This window comes from Streptomyces sp. NPDC059816, from assembly GCF_042732055.1.
Lineage (GTDB): Bacteria > Actinomycetota > Actinomycetes > Streptomycetales > Streptomycetaceae > Streptomyces.
Window position 1 is genome coordinate 15,821 of the sequence record NZ_JBHWIQ010000006.1, and the last position, 15,119, is coordinate 30,939.

Annotated in this window: 7 protein-coding genes; all 7 read right to left on the reverse strand. The window is 68.2% G+C overall.

The window, feature by feature from the left end:
• Positions 1 to 154: 154 nt before the first annotated feature.
• The gene (locus ACFV88_RS10040; RefSeq protein ID WP_385488090.1) at positions 155 to 1,897 is read right to left on the reverse strand and encodes a hypothetical protein; all 1,743 of its coding nucleotides are present in this window, start codon (positions 1,895 to 1,897) and stop codon (positions 155 to 157) included.
• Positions 1,897 to 7,362 carry a DEAD/DEAH box helicase gene (locus ACFV88_RS10045; RefSeq protein ID WP_385488094.1) on the reverse strand — a complete coding sequence of 1,822 codons (5,466 nt, stop codon included), beginning with the start codon at positions 7,360 to 7,362 and terminating at the stop codon, positions 1,897 to 1,899. Before ACFV88_RS10045 ends, ACFV88_RS10040 begins: the two co-directional genes overlap by 1 nt.
• Positions 7,359 to 8,351, reverse strand: a complete 993-nt coding sequence (locus tag ACFV88_RS10050) for a hypothetical protein (RefSeq protein ID WP_385488097.1) — start codon at positions 8,349 to 8,351, stop codon at positions 7,359 to 7,361. Before ACFV88_RS10050 ends, ACFV88_RS10045 begins: the two co-directional genes overlap by 4 nt.
• On the reverse strand, positions 8,348 to 10,402 hold the full coding sequence (locus ACFV88_RS10055) for a hypothetical protein (protein WP_385488100.1): 2,055 nt from the start codon (positions 10,400 to 10,402) through the stop codon (positions 8,348 to 8,350). Before ACFV88_RS10055 ends, ACFV88_RS10050 begins: the two co-directional genes overlap by 4 nt.
• Before the next feature lie 1,162 nt (positions 10,403 to 11,564).
• Positions 11,565 to 12,356 (reverse strand): hypothetical protein, encoded by a 792-nt coding sequence (locus ACFV88_RS10060; RefSeq protein WP_385488103.1) that lies wholly within the window; start codon positions 12,354 to 12,356, stop codon positions 11,565 to 11,567.
• The gene (locus ACFV88_RS10065; protein WP_385488106.1) at positions 12,353 to 14,410 is read right to left on the reverse strand and encodes a hypothetical protein; all 2,058 of its coding nucleotides are present in this window, start codon (positions 14,408 to 14,410) and stop codon (positions 12,353 to 12,355) included. Before ACFV88_RS10065 ends, ACFV88_RS10060 begins: the two co-directional genes overlap by 4 nt.
• Positions 14,407 to 14,853, reverse strand: coding sequence for a hypothetical protein (locus ACFV88_RS10070; RefSeq protein ID WP_385488109.1), 447 nt, complete (start codon positions 14,851 to 14,853; stop codon positions 14,407 to 14,409). Before ACFV88_RS10070 ends, ACFV88_RS10065 begins: the two co-directional genes overlap by 4 nt.
• Positions 14,854 to 15,119 lie beyond the last annotated feature (266 nt).

The following is a 15,119-nucleotide window of genomic DNA, read 5'->3' on the forward strand; positions in this document are numbered from 1 at the left end:
GATACGTGGCTCTCCGTGAACCGCCAGGGAGCGGCCTCGGCCGCCCTGCGCTCCCCACGATTCCGCACGCTTCCGCTGTTCGGCCCTCGTCCCCGTATGGGCCGGGATTTATCTCGGGGACCAGAACCACTGTCGCCTTTACCGGCTCCGTTGCTCACGATGTGCTGCTCTCTGAGTCTTCAAGGGCTGTGTTGTCTTCAGCAGCCGGGGAAAGGCGCTCTGTCGCCCTGGTGATTATTTCTCGGGCCGCCTCGGTACGAGACCACTCGCGGTCGCTGTCCGTGGGCGGCTCGGTGAGCCTCTGCAGAGGTTCGGGCGGAAGTTCCAGCCGGTGGCTCGTGCCGGTGGGGTCCTTCCAGCGGTGTGGGGCGAGCGGGACGGCGAACGAGGGTACTTCCTGCTGCTCCCGCTCGGCCTTCTCGATCATGTCCTTGGCGCGGTTGATCCGAACGCGGCCGCTGTCGTCGAGTTCCCTCCTCAGAGCTCGCCAGGCCTTCTTCCAGTCGTCTGCCCCGTCAGGCACGCCGAGCACCAGACAAGGGCTGAGCAGCTGGTCGCGCTCTCCGGAGGGACGGTTTTCCAGAAAGTCCCGATTCTTTCGCAGCACGGCTACGGCACCTCCGCCGAGCTGCTCCCGTACCGGAGGACGGCCTTCGGCGTCCTGCTCCAAGAGTTTGAGCGACTCCGTCATCTCCTGGCCGGCGCGCAGGTAGGCCTGGATATTCTGGGCCTCCCAGCGCACCGGCTGCGAGTGATGCCGAAGCCTTGCGGCCATGGTGAGCGCCGCTTGCCTCCGCTGCTCCGCGGTCTCGTCGTCCCCGCGGAGGAGTGCACGGTGCATCTGCCGCACGGCTCTGATCAGGGTCCGGACGCCGATCCAGCCGTTGAACTTCTTGTTGCTCGCGCTGTGCGCACGGGGGTGGACCCTCTCCAGGAGGACCCACAGCCGCTCGTCGGCGACGAGGTCGTCCGGGACCTCCCCGGTCCGCTGCACCTCGCGCAAGGCGTCAAGGAGCTTCTGTGCCGGCGGAAGGAGCTCGGTCCACTCATCCGCGATGGCCTTGGCCTCGTTGGCCTGCAGTCTCACCAGCAGACGCCAGTCCTGCGGCCAGCCACGGCCGGGTTCCGTTCCCGGGCATGCCTCCCGGCGTTCCCGTTCCAGGGGCCAGGCCAGCAGGTCCATCTCCTCGTCGGTGAGGGACGCCGGGTCCAGGCGGGCGCGGAAGTAGGCAGCGCGGGAGGTGCCGTCGCGCTCGGGGACCTCGCTGATCCACTCCTCGTCGATGCAATCGTCGAGAAACGGCCGGGGAAGCTTCGCCAGGAGCGCCCTCTGCCGAGGGGCTGGCAGGTTGGTCTCCGTCAGGCGACGCTCGTCCTGGTAGATCTGCCACATGCTGCCTGGCTCCCCCAGGAGTGGCAGCGGCTTGTCCTCCAGCAGGGCGCGGGCGCGGTCGTTGAGCCGGCCGTTGAAGACGTCCAGCCCGTGGTTTTGTGCCATGACGAGCAAGGAGACACCCGAGACCGGGTCGTCCTGCCGGGACGCTGCGTCAGCCGCAGCCCGCGCCAGCTTCTGCGCGGAGAGCGCTCCGGTCTCCGCCTTCAGTGCGTCGGGCAGCATGAGTTCAGCGAAGGAGCAGGCGCACTCCCAGGCCTCCCGGTCGGCGAATCCTTCAGGGACCGGTTGAGGCATGACCGGTTCCGGCGTCGGCTGCTTCTGCGGCGGAACGACCGGCACGGGGCTACCGACGGCTTCCGCGACTTCCGGAGCTGCTCCGACGGTCCGGCCCTGGGCGCGGGCTTGGCGGAGGGCGAGGCGGCGGGCGATCTCGCGCTGCCGCAGCTCCTCCAGTCGGGCCTGCTCGTCGTGGCCCGCTCCCAGCGGGATTCCGGCCGTCATCAGAACTCCTCCGCGAAAATGCGCACCTGCTCGATCACCGCGGCAGGGGTCCGGTCCAGGCTGTAGGAGTCGGCGAAGGCGATCCTCTCGGCAAAGCCACCGGCACGGACCTCGTTACGAAGTGCCTGGAGCCGTTCGTTCCCACACTCCTCGGCGGCGGACTCCAGCGGATGCTTGACGGCGACCGCGACGGGCTCGCCGGTGAAGTCCGAGGTGAAGAGCGCCACCGGTCCGGCAGCGGTCTCCTTCAGGCTGACGTTGGGCTCCTCCTCCGCCCATCCCTTCAGCAGAACGGCGTGCTCGTTCGGGTCGATCTGCAGTTTCCGGCCGCGCAGGGCGTCGGTCAGGTCGCGGGCGAGCCGCCAGTCGTACAACGGGTGAAGGCGCATATTGGAGTAGTCGCGCAGACAGGCGTAACAGGAGCTGCGGCAGTTCTGCGCATGATGGTCGGCTTCCAGGTCGTGCACGTACCGGTCGACCGCCTGGAGGAACTCCTCGATGTGCTCCTCCGAACCGAGATAGGTGCTGAAGCCCGCGCCGTTGTCGAGGCTGTCCGCCAGGTAGGCCATGACAGGAGCGGCCACCGGAGCGTCCGAGCCGTGGATGCCGCTGAGGAGTTCCTCCGGCTGCACGTCCAAGTGAGGGGCGGCGGCACGGCGCAGCAGAGCCGCCAGCGAGTACCAAGCGGCGCGCCTGCCGTGGTATGCCTCGGGGAAGCCGTCGATCTGCTGGGACTTCGAGATGTCGAAGCGGAGGCTCCGGCTCGTGTCGAGGGCGTCCTTGGCACCGATGAAGAGCATGTCGGTGTGCTGGATGGCGCCGAGGGCGATCTCCAGGTCGGCTTCCGCCTTGGGGTGGTCCAGAGCGACGTATCCGCGCCACGGGCCGGTGTTCTTGGCGAACCGGAAGAGCTTTCCGGCATTGGTGTTGACGATGTAGCGGTCGCCGCTGCCGGTGTGGACGACCATCCAGTCGTCGGCGGCACGGTGGATGCGCGGGGCGGTCTTCTCCAGGTCAGTGGCGGTCCGTGCGCTGGTGGCGTTGGAGCCGAACTCCCGGTAGCCGTCGTAGTCCCGTGCTTCGTGGGCGGCCCGGAAGCCTGCGGGTTCCCGGAAGGGGACGGCCCTGTAGTACTTGCTCTCCGCGCCGCAGGCTGGGCAGGTGCCCGCGCTCCCGGTTTCCGGGTCGACGACGGCCCGCGGATCCACGTGGGAGCAGATCCGGCACATGGCGACCAACTGTTCCGGTCCGAACGGATCTTCGGCGGCTTGTACTCCGCGACCGCTCGGGACGAGGGAGACCACTCCCTTGGAGCGCAGCAGACGGCCGTCCTGCGGGGTTTCGCTGCCCGGTGCGAACTTGCTTAGGGCGACGGCCAGGTCGCGGTTGACGGAGTCGGCCGGCGGCCAGGGGAAGGTCTTCTGCGGGATACTCCGGTAGAGGAGGCGGGAACGGGTCGGGAAGCCGAACATGGGCAGTAGACCCGCCTCTGCCAGACGCTGGCTGAGGTCGGAGTGGCCGACCGTCTTGGCTGCCACCTCGTCGACCTGGCCGAGGAGTTCCTCGATGGCGGCCACCGGCTCGATGGCGGCGATGCTTTCCGGTGTTCCGGCCCGGAGGGCGGCGGCAGCGGCTGTGACGCGGTCCGGACGCTCGGCTATCCAGCGGCGGACGGCACCACGGTGCGTCGGCCAGTCGGCGGCGAGGCCGAACTGTCCGTGGACGTTGGTCGTCATGTCCGGCCCCTTCCGGCGGTCCTCCGGCTGCAGGGGCTCGAAGGCCTGGCGCAGGACCTCTCCCAGCAGGACCCGCCGGAAGACGGAGACCATACCGAGGACCAGGTAGGGCGGCGGAGTCGGATCGTTGGTGATGGCTTCCGGTCGGGCGAAGTAGTGCTCGTCATGACTGCGGCCGCGACAGACGGTGAGGGCCACGGCGACCGGACTGTTACGGCGGCCCGCGCGCCCCACCCGTTGCTGGTAGTTGAAGCGGGTTGGCGGCATGTTGGCCATGATCACGGTGTTGAGGGGGCCAATGTCGACACCGGCTTCCATGGTCGTGGTCACGGAGAGCAGTTCCAGACCGTCCGCCTGCGGGACGTCGTTGTCGCCGAAGAAGACGTCCTGGAAGAGGCTCTGCCGACGCTGGGCCTCCAACCGGTCCGTCTGGCCGGTCAGCTCCGCTGTGCGCAGGGGGAAGTCACCCGTGCGATGGGCGGCCTTCCATGCGTAGTAATCTCCTTCGAGGACTCCGCTGTACTGCTGGGGAACTGCGGGGAGCGGGGTCAGGCACTTGGTGCACAGCCCCGTGCCCGGGTGAAGGTGTGGCCGGTGACAGGAACGACATGTCCAGGTCTTGTTCTCCCCCGAACGGAGCGCCACCTTCTCCGGCTTGATGACGTAGTCGACCACGGCGCCCTTCCAGACGCCGAGCACCCAGTCCTCGATCGTCTGCACATCAGTGCCCTGGCGTTCGGCGACCTGCTTCCAGAAACGCTTCAGAGGCGCAGGTGGCCTCTGAAGAGAGGCACGTATCCGGGCGAAGCGCCGCATCAGGCCGAGAATCCGCAGACTGGCGCGCGCCACGGCCTGATCGCTGTCCGGGCCGATCTCCAGCGGCGAGCGGTCGTCGCGCAGGCAGAGCCAGCCGAGTCCGAGCGATTCGAAGTCACGGCCGCCACCGGAGAAGAGGCTTCCGATCGTCTCGAGGCGGAGGCGGGAGCGGACGCGGTTGAGCAGTTCTTCCTGTGCCTGGGTCTCCACCACCGCTTCCCGGTCCCGCTCCCAGTTGTAGAGCGCGGTCCAGGGCTGTCCGGCCGAGGTCTGCTGGAGCGAGGCCGCGGGACCGGCGGGGTTGGTGCCGTACTTCAGCAGCATGCCTTCGAGATCGGAGGCGAGGTCGTCCAGCGAGGGCAGTTCGGAGAACTTCCGCTCCAGGTCGGGCAGAAGTTCAGGTTCGGCGTCGAGGTCGTCGGCGAGGATCGCCTTCAGGCGCCCCCAGTCCGCCGGGCTGCGGTCCCGCAGCCGTTCCATCGCGGCACGGGCGCCCGCACGATCGGTGGACTCCCCGGCATAGTGGGCCTTCACCAGCTGAAGGTCTCCGAACGGATCACCTTGGTCCTCGACGGCTTGGGCACTGAGCAGGCGGAGAAGGTCCTGGTGGTGGCGGAGGGCAAGGCCGCTGGCGAGTTCGGAGGCGTCGTCACGACTATCGGAGAAGGCGATCGCCTTGCGCTGGCCGTCAGGGAGGTGGCCAAGGGCTTCGGTCACCAGCACCTGGTTGATCTTGTAGAAACCGGTGCGCATCCGCCGGACCGGCGCGTTGCGCAGCCGGTCAGGAGATTCCAGTGGGATGAACCGGCCGTCCCGGTCGTATCTGATCTCCCAGTCGTCGCCGCAGGCGGGGCAGCGGGTGGGGAAAGCCTGCAGCCGGGCCGGGTCGTATGCCGGCTTCTTGCCTTCCTTGCCCAGGGGCACGGAGATGTGAAAGGACCATCCGGTGTGCTGGACATCGCGGTTCTCCAGGCGGCCGGTGGCGGGCTGGTAGGCGCTGCGGCGGAACTCGAACTCGACCTGCGGCCCGCCGTCAGACAGGCCCGCACTCCAACCGTGGTCGTCGAGGCCGAGGCCCTTGGTGCGCGGCCAGTACACGACGTAGTTCGCCGCGGTGGGTGCGCCGCTAGCCTCGTCGGGGAGCAGGTCCAGGTCCGGGAAGTCGGTGTGGAGGGCTCCGGTGAACGTGCGCCGCTGGGTGTCTTTGGGACTGGCGTACCCGCCGAGCATGAGGTCGCCGCAGGCCTGGCAGGAGAGAAGTTCCAGTACGCGGGCACCGCAGGTGCAGCGGGACGTGGGATCGGCGAAGAGCCTGCCGACCCGCCGTTCGGGGCCGTGCTCCACGGGGATGTCAGGGCAGTTCGGGTCGGAGCAGGCCCAGATGCCCTCGATGTTCCGGAAGAAGAAGTGGGCGCGGAGCTGGGGAAGTCCGGGGTCCTGGGCGGAGCCGAGGATGCGTAGCACTCCGTGGAGTGCGTCCTGGCGTTGTTTCTCGGGGACGTCCGGGAAAAGGTTCTTCGCCAGTGCGGGGGCGGGCAGAACCCAGGGCTTGTCGTTTGGAGTGAGCGCGCGCTGGAGCGCCGGGCCGAGACCGGTCTCCCGGGCCAGGGCTACGGCTTCGTCCTGGGTGACGGGGGCCTTCGCGGCCTGCGCGAGGCGTTCGGCGTGTGCGGCCAGTCCCCCCTCGCCGTGGATCTCCTCCGCCTTTCCGGGGATGATCACACGCCGGGAGCCTGGCAGGGCGAAGAACCCGTCGAGGAACTCGTCGTCCCGGCCGGCTTCCAGAGAGGCAGACGCGGCGAGCACACGGAACTTCTCGGGGCTCTTGTCGAGGCCGAGACGGTGGCGGAGGTTGCGCAGCAGGTAGGCCACCTCGGTGCCGGCCGTGCCTCGGTACATGTGGAGCTCGTCGAGGATCAAGGTGAAGCGGGCGTCCGGGGTCTCCTCCAGCCACTTCCTCGTGGTGCTGAAAATGTGCTCCTCCTGCTTGCGGAGCAGCATGATGTTCAGCATCGAGTAGTTGGTGACCATGATGTCCGGCGGCGCGGCCTGCATGTCCCAGCGGGTGTGCATCTCCGCTCCGCCGAGGCGCGGGATGAAGGGCTGCAGTTCCTCGTCGAGCTTCTCGTCGAGCTTGCGCTGCCGTTCCTGGACCTCCCGCAGGTACTGCCGGAGACGGAAGTTCGCCGGTTCGGAATCGCGGCTGCCGGAGACGGGGGTGGCTCCGGTGTAGCGGCCGAAGTAGAAGCGGTGTCCGTTTCGCTTCCGGTCCAGCCACGCGTGGGCCTCGCGACTGTCCAGCGACTTGCGGAGCCGGACCAGTTGGTCGTCGGCGAGGGCGTTGGTGGGGTAGAGGATCAGCACGCGCATGGCGGCGGAGTGTCCGCGCTCGCTCTGTCGGCTGGGCACATGGTCGCCGTCCCCCTGCCACCATTCCCGCTGTACAGCACGAGTGCCCTGCCAACGGACGGACTCGGCGACCAGGTCGGCGAGGACCGGCAGCAGGAAGGACTCCGTCTTGCCGGAACCGGTGCCTGCGGTGACCACGAAGTCCTTGCCCTCGCAGGCGGCGACCAGGGCGTCGTGCTGATGCTGGTAGAGGCTGGTCACGCCGTCGGGGAGCGTGAAGCGGGCGAACTCGGCCGCGTCGGGATGCGCCCCCGCTTCGGCGAAGGACTCCGCGATGCCCATGTCCCTGGAGGCATACCGCGGGCGCAGTTCGATCATCGGGTCGCGCCAAGCCCCGTTGTCCCGGTCCAGGAGGTTGCGCCGTTCCTCCATCACGGAACGGTCATCGACGCCGAAGGGGGTGTCGTAGTAGCGGAAGAGTGCGCTGCGCAGGTCGTCGAAAGTGCCCATGACGTCCTGGACATGGGTGTCCGTCACCGCTGTCGTCTGCTGTTCGACGCTCACTTGGTTCTCCCGCCGGTGGCCGCCACCAGTCGCGGCACGGTCTCCAGGTTCTGCCGCAGCGAGGCCGCTATCGCCTCGGCGAGCGCCCTCGGCACGTTGTCGTACGCGCGGGTCTGCGTCTGCTTGCCCACCGAGGGCGGGAAGCCGCTACACAGGACCGCCGCGCGCTCGTGCAGGGCGGGCAGGGGCGCGTACCGGTCGACGAGGAGTCGGCCGATGCCGATACGGCCCTTGCCGGATTCCGGCCGCCAGCGCATCGCGCCGGCGTGGTGGCGAGCGAGCTCCAGGTAGACGCCCGTCTCGCGTTCGACCGCATGGAAGACACCGTTGCGGCGGACTCGGGTCAAGCGCGCGTAGTCGGCTCCGCGCCACCGGTACAGGCCGTCCTCGTCGTCCCTTTCCACGGGGACGAACCGCTGGAGGCGCAGCTCGTACTTCTCCAGCGTGTTGACGGTGCTTCCACCGGGCGGTGCCGACTCGGGGCCCGGCATCGCCTGCGGCAGCAGCTCCACCAACTGCAGGGCGGCGCAGGGAACGTAGCGGGCCCCGAGGAGCTCTGCGGCTTCCTGCAGGGTCAGCGGGTCCTCGTACTGGAACAGGAGAGTGTCGGGCAGCGGAGCCTCACCGGCCTCCGGCGCGTGAGGAACGGTGATCAGCTCCATCCACTCCCGTGCCGCCTCCTCGACGCGCGTGCTGATCTGCGCGGTGCGCGCTCCGGTCAGCACCGCGAGGCCGTCGGCATGGGGCAGTCTGGTCAGCACCGGCGGGGCCACCGACCAGCGGTCGGCGCGCAGGTCCACGTCGATGAAGCCGAGGGCGACGACCTTGCGCATCCAGTCCCAGTCGGCGTACTCCTTCAATTCCAGGCCCCATGTCTGGGCTTGGCTGCGGACCCCGTCGCGCAGTGCGGACGCCTTGCCACTGCGGCTCTCGCTCAACCAGCGCAGAAGGGTTCCGCCGAACTCGTTGCTGCTCATCGGTCCCGTCATCGGTCAAGCTCCTTCGCTGCCTGTACGTACACGGTCCACGAGGGCTCGACGGACGCCTGCTGGGCGTTCAGGACGGCGCGGGCCCATGCCCGCGGGTTACCGGCGCTCTTCGGCTTCGGAGTTCCGGGGTTCACTGGGCGGCCCTTCCAGCGTCCGCTCCGGCGCTCCAGGAGCCAGCCGCCGACGCCGTGGAAGTCCGCCTCGAAGCGGAGCGGCGCGGGAACATCGGGGAGACGTTCCGTCCACCAGTCCGGTTGCTCCGGGGCGTCCAACGTCCACAGCCGTCCGTCGGCCGCCGCGAACAGCGTCTCGTCCGCGTCCCGACGGCACAGCTCCATCACGGCTGTCGTGTCCTGGACCGTGGCACCCTTGCAGTCAGCTCCCGTGATGCCGGTCGACAGGGTCTGCTCGACGAGGAGGGAGGGCGACTCCGCGGCCTTGCCGTCCACAACGGTGAAGCCGCAGGTCTTGGTCACCTTCGGCTCGACGACGGCCTGGTCCGCGGTGACGAAGTCGATCCCCCCGCCCGCACAGCTCACCGTGTGACGGCCCGGCTCCAACCGGAGCACGGCCAAGGGGACGGAGCGGCCCGCGGCAATCGCCTCCTTGAGCTCAGGCCGCTCCTTCCCGTCGACAAGCAGCGTGTCGTCCACGGCGTTCGGCAGAACCACATGGGGCTCGCCACCCCGCAGATACAGGTGAGGGTCGAGCGAGGGCGCGAGTTTCAGGCCGCCCTCAAGGCGAAGCTTGAACTGGGCCGGAGGCTTCAGGATACCGACCGCGCCTTGGACCTCCTGGAGCGCCCGGCGCAGGGTGACCGCGTTGTTGAAGGTGACGGGCTTGTGCAGGGACCAGCCCCGCGGCACCCAGGCCAGCTTGCCGGTGTCGGCGCTCCGGCCCGGGGTCGCGGCCTTGTCCAGCAGCCGCTGCACGTCTCGCTGCGCGGACGGGGCGGCGAGCATCACGTGTGCCTCTCCCGGGCGGAAACCGTCAGTGCTCGCCCAGACGCCGAGCACGTCGTCCCGTGCGAGCAGCAGGACGGAGCAGGAGGGGCGGCTGAGTACCAGGTTGTCCCCGTCTCGGCGGATGCCGCTGGCGAGGGTGTCCGCACTCGGGGCAGGCAGGCCCGTCACTTCGTAGTAGGCGGTGTCGCCGAGCTGTTCGAGGACGACGCCGTCCTTGAACTCGACACGCTTCTTCGGTTCTGCGGACCTCAGACGCACCACCCAGCCAAGACGTCCCGCATCCAGCCGCACCAGGAGTTCGGCCCGGGTCACACCGGTGGGCACCAGCTCGTCCGAACCGTCCCAGGAAGCGGCGTAGTTGCCGATCAGGTCGGCGAGGAAGGGACGGAACTCCTTCTCCTGCAGAGCGTTGCGGAAGCCCTTGGAGAAGTGCTGCTCCATGGCCCGGATCTCGATCTGGGCCAGCAGCGTCTCTCCCGGCAGGGGCCAGGTCGTGCCGTATTCCCGCAGCGACTGGAAGAACTTCGGGATGAAGGACCGGTCAGCGCCGCTGAGGAGCGCCTGGGACTGGGCGAACCCGATCATGCTGCGGTTGGAGGGCAGGTCGGCGGAGACCGGAATGGTGCAGAGGCCCCGCGCGCCCTTCTGGCTGTGCTGCCAGGAGGCCAGCACCTGCCACATGCGGGAGATGGGTTCGTACTGGTGGCTGCCCAGTTGCTTCTCGTCACCGGTCAACAGCTCGGAGAAGCGAGCGTGGTAGGCGGTGGCCCGGTGATGGTGGTCGTTCACCATCCGGGACGCGGCCATCACCGAGCAGGCCAGAAGGGGCAGGAAGGCGGGCACGCCCCCCTTGTCCTGCTGCCGCTTGCGCCAGCGGTAGTCCTCCAGCGCGCTGTACGGTTCCGCGGTCCCCAGCCGCAGGAACTTGCCCACGCACCGGGCGAGGCTGTCCTCCAAGCCATATCCGTGCCTGAGCTCCTGCTCCACGTCGTCGTCCACGTAGAACAGCGTCGGGTGGCCGGTGTGCTGCTGTCCGAAGAACTCCTCGGCCAGCACTTCCTGCCACGCCCGATAAGGATGATCCACTCTGTCCCCAAAAAAGAGGTTTTGATGCCCCGCGCGTGATGCCCCCTGGATACGGAACAGTCTTGCGCATCCCCCGAGCCCACCGCAGACAACGGGCTGCCGCCGAACGCCTACTGACGCGTCGGCCTCTCGGACCGGCGACCCTCGGCCGTCACCGTCCGTCGCGGCCTAACGCCGCGTGACAAGCGAAGGCGTGTCCACTCATCCCCCACCAAGTTTCACAAGTGGCCCGTCACAGTTCCTGCATTGTGCACCGGAAGCCGGACATCGACGCAGGTTTCCCGCAAAGAGAGGCCGCCCGTGAAGGGTATGTGTGTGAGCGGGAGGTAACCAACTATTCTGCCGTCGGGGCGGCCCACCCAGGAGGGCGAGGCCGACCACCATGGCACTTGTCGCCCGCTCCCGTCGATCGCTTCGGTGACCACTGTCCCGCTCCTCCGACCTCCTTCGATGCAGCGACCCCCTTCCCATGCCCGCATCGAGCCACGGGCTCAGGCAGCGACCGAGAAGGGGCTGGCTCCGGAGCCAAGCGAGCGCAGGCTCCGCGCCTCCTCCTTCCGCACGGCGAAGGAAGGTATCCGGCCGTTGGCTCGGCGGAGGGCGAGGCCGGCGAGGGTGTCGGCGGTCTCGTTGAGGTCGTGTCCGATGTGACCCGATCATTTGATCTGGAGCGGGCCGCACATACTGACGAGCGAGGGAAGACCGCGGAGGAGTCGGACCGTTCACGTGTCGGACAGCACGACACATGCGTGCCGATGCCGGGAGGAGGGCTGACCGCCGAGCGTGGCCTGGAGGGGAGGGGGTCAGGCTCTGTCCGGAGCGGGGCCCCAGTCGACCACTCGTAGTCCGGCGTTCACCATCTGCATTTCATCAACATGCAGTTGTTGTATCGGGGTGCTGCCGTGCCGCTCAAGCCATCGCTGTCTGCGGGCACGCTCGCGGGCGGTGAGGCTGTTCCCGTCGTCGTAGTGAAGGCCCACATCCCCGATCCGACCTGCCTCGTGTGTGGTCTGTCGCACAAACCCGAATTCATCGGGACTGCGAGACAGGGTGACGAGGGCCCAGGCCGTGGCATAGTCGAGGGAGGGGCCGTGCTGGCGTATGAGGCGAAGGGCGTGGCACTGGCGCAGTGGGGCGAGTAACCAGCGTCTCGTGCGTGGGTTCATGCCGTGTCAGCTCCAGGTTTGGCGGGGGCAGAGGGCATCCAGCGGGTTGCGGCGCTCTGGAGGTCGGTGCTGCCAAGCGCGTGGAGCGTCTGGGTGAGGGCGCGGAGGAACACCTCGCGCTGCTGTGGGGTTCGCATCTCGGCGAGCAACTGGTCTACAAACCAGGCGACTTCGTCCTCCACGGTGTCGCGTGTGGAATCGTGCGGCGGAGTGAGCCCTCGGACCGCCTCCTGTACTTGTTTGAGTTCGGCGAGTCGCTCTGGGTACTGGTCGATCCACCAGACGGTGCGCTGATCAGGGTCGGACAGGATGGCCCGGAGGAAGCCGATGCGGCGTCGTGTCTCCTCTCGGCCCAGGTCTCCTTGCTGTGCGCGCCGGAGGTGCTCCTGCGCGAGGGCCTGGTCGGCGTCCGACACCGTCAGGCAGGCCAGGCCGTGCACCCTGAGTCCGGGTTCGGGTGCGAGTGGGCGTGCGATGACAGCGTTCACGGCGTCCCGAGCGGCGGGGATGGCCAGGACGGTGTGGCGCTTGAGGATACGAGCTGCATGCTCACGCAGGTGGTTGCGGGCGAGCGAGTCCGGTGCGTGGTGTTGGAGTGGGGAGCCGTCGTCCAGGTTCCACGTGCCGTTGATGGCGATGGTGAAGTGGAGGCTGGGTACGCGGCTGGGTATGTGCTCGTCGCACAGGCTGAAGGGAGTTCCCGCTTCGGGGGCGACCGGAACCGTCGCCGTGTCGTATGCCGAGGGTGACGGCCCCGGGGCGCCGCGGCGCCTGGCGAACAGACTCATGCTTCGGACTTGGCCGACTCTCCTTCATCAGCGGATTGTTCACCAGGGTCTTCGGCCGTCTGGGGCAGTGGAGTCTCCTGTGCGGCAGCGGGCAGGATCCGGTTGAACACCTTGACCCGGCGGGCCCGTCCCTCCGGCGTCGTGGCGCTCTGGCCCACCAGGAGATCGGCTGTGCGGGCGTCGACAACGTTGCCGGTCAGGACTTCCACGGTGATCTCCACCGCATGGTCGTCGGGGACCGCAGGAGTGTCCAGCCATGCGGCCAGTGACTTCTTGGCTTCGTCGGCAGCGGGTTCATGACGCCAAGCCGCACGCCATCCTCGTACGAAGATGTGGCCCTGAAGACTCTGCCCGTCGTCGGCGCGCAGGTCTTCCACCAGCGCCAGGACGAGCGGTGCGTCGCCCGTCAGCTCGGTCAGCGCCAGGAAGGCCCGCGTGCCAGCCTCCCGGATCCTGGCATCGTCGCTCTCAGCCCAATCGACGATCTCGCCCAGAACCAGGGACCGGAGATCCGGCTCGGCAGCCAGGTCCCGCACGGCCGCGGCGACAGCCTGCGCACCCCGCTGGTCGCTGCGGCCCGCCAGGATACGCAAGCGTGTCAGGGCGACGCGCGGGTACTGGTGTCCGAGCCGCCCCGCACACACCTCGGCCACCGTCCGGGCGAGCGCCTCGCTCAGCCTCTCCTGACCAGCTGCGTCGTAGAGGTACTTGCGGACCGCCACACCGATACCCGGATGCGTCGCGGTGCTCTCCAGCACGCCCGCGGCCAGACGGCGCTGCGGCTCGCTGTCCGCGGCGATCCACTCCTTGACAATGCCCAGGACCGCCTGGCCTCCTGGCCCCGTGGCCAGCCGTGTGAGCGCCTCGGCAACCTGCGGACGGCACTTCGCGGCGATCCCCTTCGGCATGGTGATCTGTGAGGCCCAGCGTAGGAGTCCATCGCGCAGATGCGGGCGTTGAACCCAGACGTGCGCCAGCACCGCCTCGTCCAGGCCGCGACGCACAGCGCTGAGCGACAGGCCGTCGTCCTCCGTCCGGGCGGCGTCGATAATCTCGAGACGTGTCTCCAGGTCCGGGCCCGCCAAGGCGCCACCAGCCGGCACTTTCCCCTTCACCTGCTTAAAAAGCTGGTCTGCGGCGGCCATGACGATATCGGCGGGATGTCCGTCGAGAAGTGCGGTCGAGATGAGCAGGGCACGGTCACGGAGGTGCTCCTCCTCGTCGTGATCCTTGAACCACTTGCGGAGATGCTTCTGCCACCCCTCGAACTCACCCTTCACCTCCTCCTGATCGTCGTCCTCCGCGTCCGCGATGATCTCAGCGAGCCAGACGGCGTCATCGGGTGCTGTGGCGGAAGTCAGCAGCTGGGCCAGACTGTCGGCTTCTTCCAACCAGGAAAGCCGCTCGGCCCTGAGCTCCTTCAGATGGGACCGGGCTACGTCCAGGGCAGGAGGGGCTACGTGTTCGATCTGAGGGATGTTCGCGCGATTCCGGGTCCGCCAGGTGGCAGGGGTGGCCAGGATCACGAGGTAAGCCCCCGCAGTGGAGACTTCCTCCTGGTAGCTGCTCAGTCCGTCGTAGAAGTCGTCGGGCAGGCTGTTGTAGTCGGACAGGTCAAGCACGAAGCCGTGCTGGGGCGTTGTCGGCAGCTGCTCCGTGCGCGGGCGGTCCCAGTCCAGGACGAGGCTCTGGAGGTTCTTCGGCTCCACCCCGGCGTCGCGCAGCACGCGCAGGGCCGTGGTCCGGCGCCCGGTGCCGTCAAGTCCGGTGAGCACAATGACACTGTGCCGGTCCATCGTCTGCTTGAGCAGCCGGACCCCCCGTGCGACCTGCCGCTCACCCGACGCGGACTCCCCCTCCGCGTGGACATACACGTGATCCACCAGGCTGACTTCGTCAGCGTCGACCGTCACGGACTTCAGGTACTGCCACTCGCGCACATAGCGGTGGTGATGTTCCTCGTAGTCCCCCGCCACCTGCTTGACTACGCCGTACTCGGAGGCTTCGGCCTCCTGGTGGATCTGTGCCTCAGCGGACTCGGCCGCGGAGCTCATGACCGCCGCTCCGGACGGACGGTGATCTGGTCCCGGCCCACCTGCGTGACTCTTGACCTTCCCGAGGTTTGCGCCTGTTGGCTGACCACCCCGACCCGCGGTACAGCCTGCGGATTCTCGTCCCGCCACTGCTTCACATACGCGAGCAGCTCGCGGCCTGCCTCAGGGTCCTCGTCTACTGCGTCCTGCAGCCGCACGGCCCATGCCGCCGCAAGGTCCCCGGCACGGTCATCCCGCTCGTTCTCCAGGACAGCCAGAAGCGCCTCGCGGTCCCGGTCGAGCCGGTCGAGCTGACGGTCCGTGGCCAGGTCTCCTCCACGCCCGAACCAGCGCCCCAGCCAGTCCCGAAACCCATGCCACCCATCTCCCGCCATCGCCACGGCCAACGCCGACGCGGCTGCCGTCCCCACCGTGGCAAGTTCCCCTGATACGTCCAAGATCACCCTCATCTCTACGCTTTGCATCAACGAGGCCCAACTGTTCCGCTCGTCCCCCTACCTTCATGACTACAGAAAGAAGCATGACGCGTTCACAGCGTTACAACGTCCGGAAACAGGCGCTGCGAGAGGCGCACTCGCAGCTCGTGTTGTCCTGTCCCATGGAAGCTGTCGGGCCCTCGCTGCATCGCGCGCTGAGCGAAGACGTTTGCCTCGTACGTGGGGATAGGCTTCAAAAACGGAAGAATCCCGTACCTGGTACCAGGTACGGG

What these genes read in the sequence shown, in the direction of transcription:
- ACFV88_RS10040 (WP_385488090.1), bottom strand. Translation starts at nt 1,897, where the DNA reads ATGACGGCCGGAATCCCGCTGGGAGCGGGCCACGACGAGCAGGCCCGA.
- ACFV88_RS10050 (WP_385488097.1), bottom strand. Translation starts at nt 8,351, where the DNA reads ATGACGGGACCGATGAGCAGCAACGAGTTCGGCGGAACCCTTCTGCGC.
- ACFV88_RS10060 (WP_385488103.1), bottom strand. Translation starts at nt 12,356, where the DNA reads ATGAGTCTGTTCGCCAGGCGCCGCGGCGCCCCGGGGCCGTCACCCTCG.
- ACFV88_RS10065 (WP_385488106.1), bottom strand. Translation starts at nt 14,410, where the DNA reads ATGAGCTCCGCGGCCGAGTCCGCTGAGGCACAGATCCACCAGGAGGCC.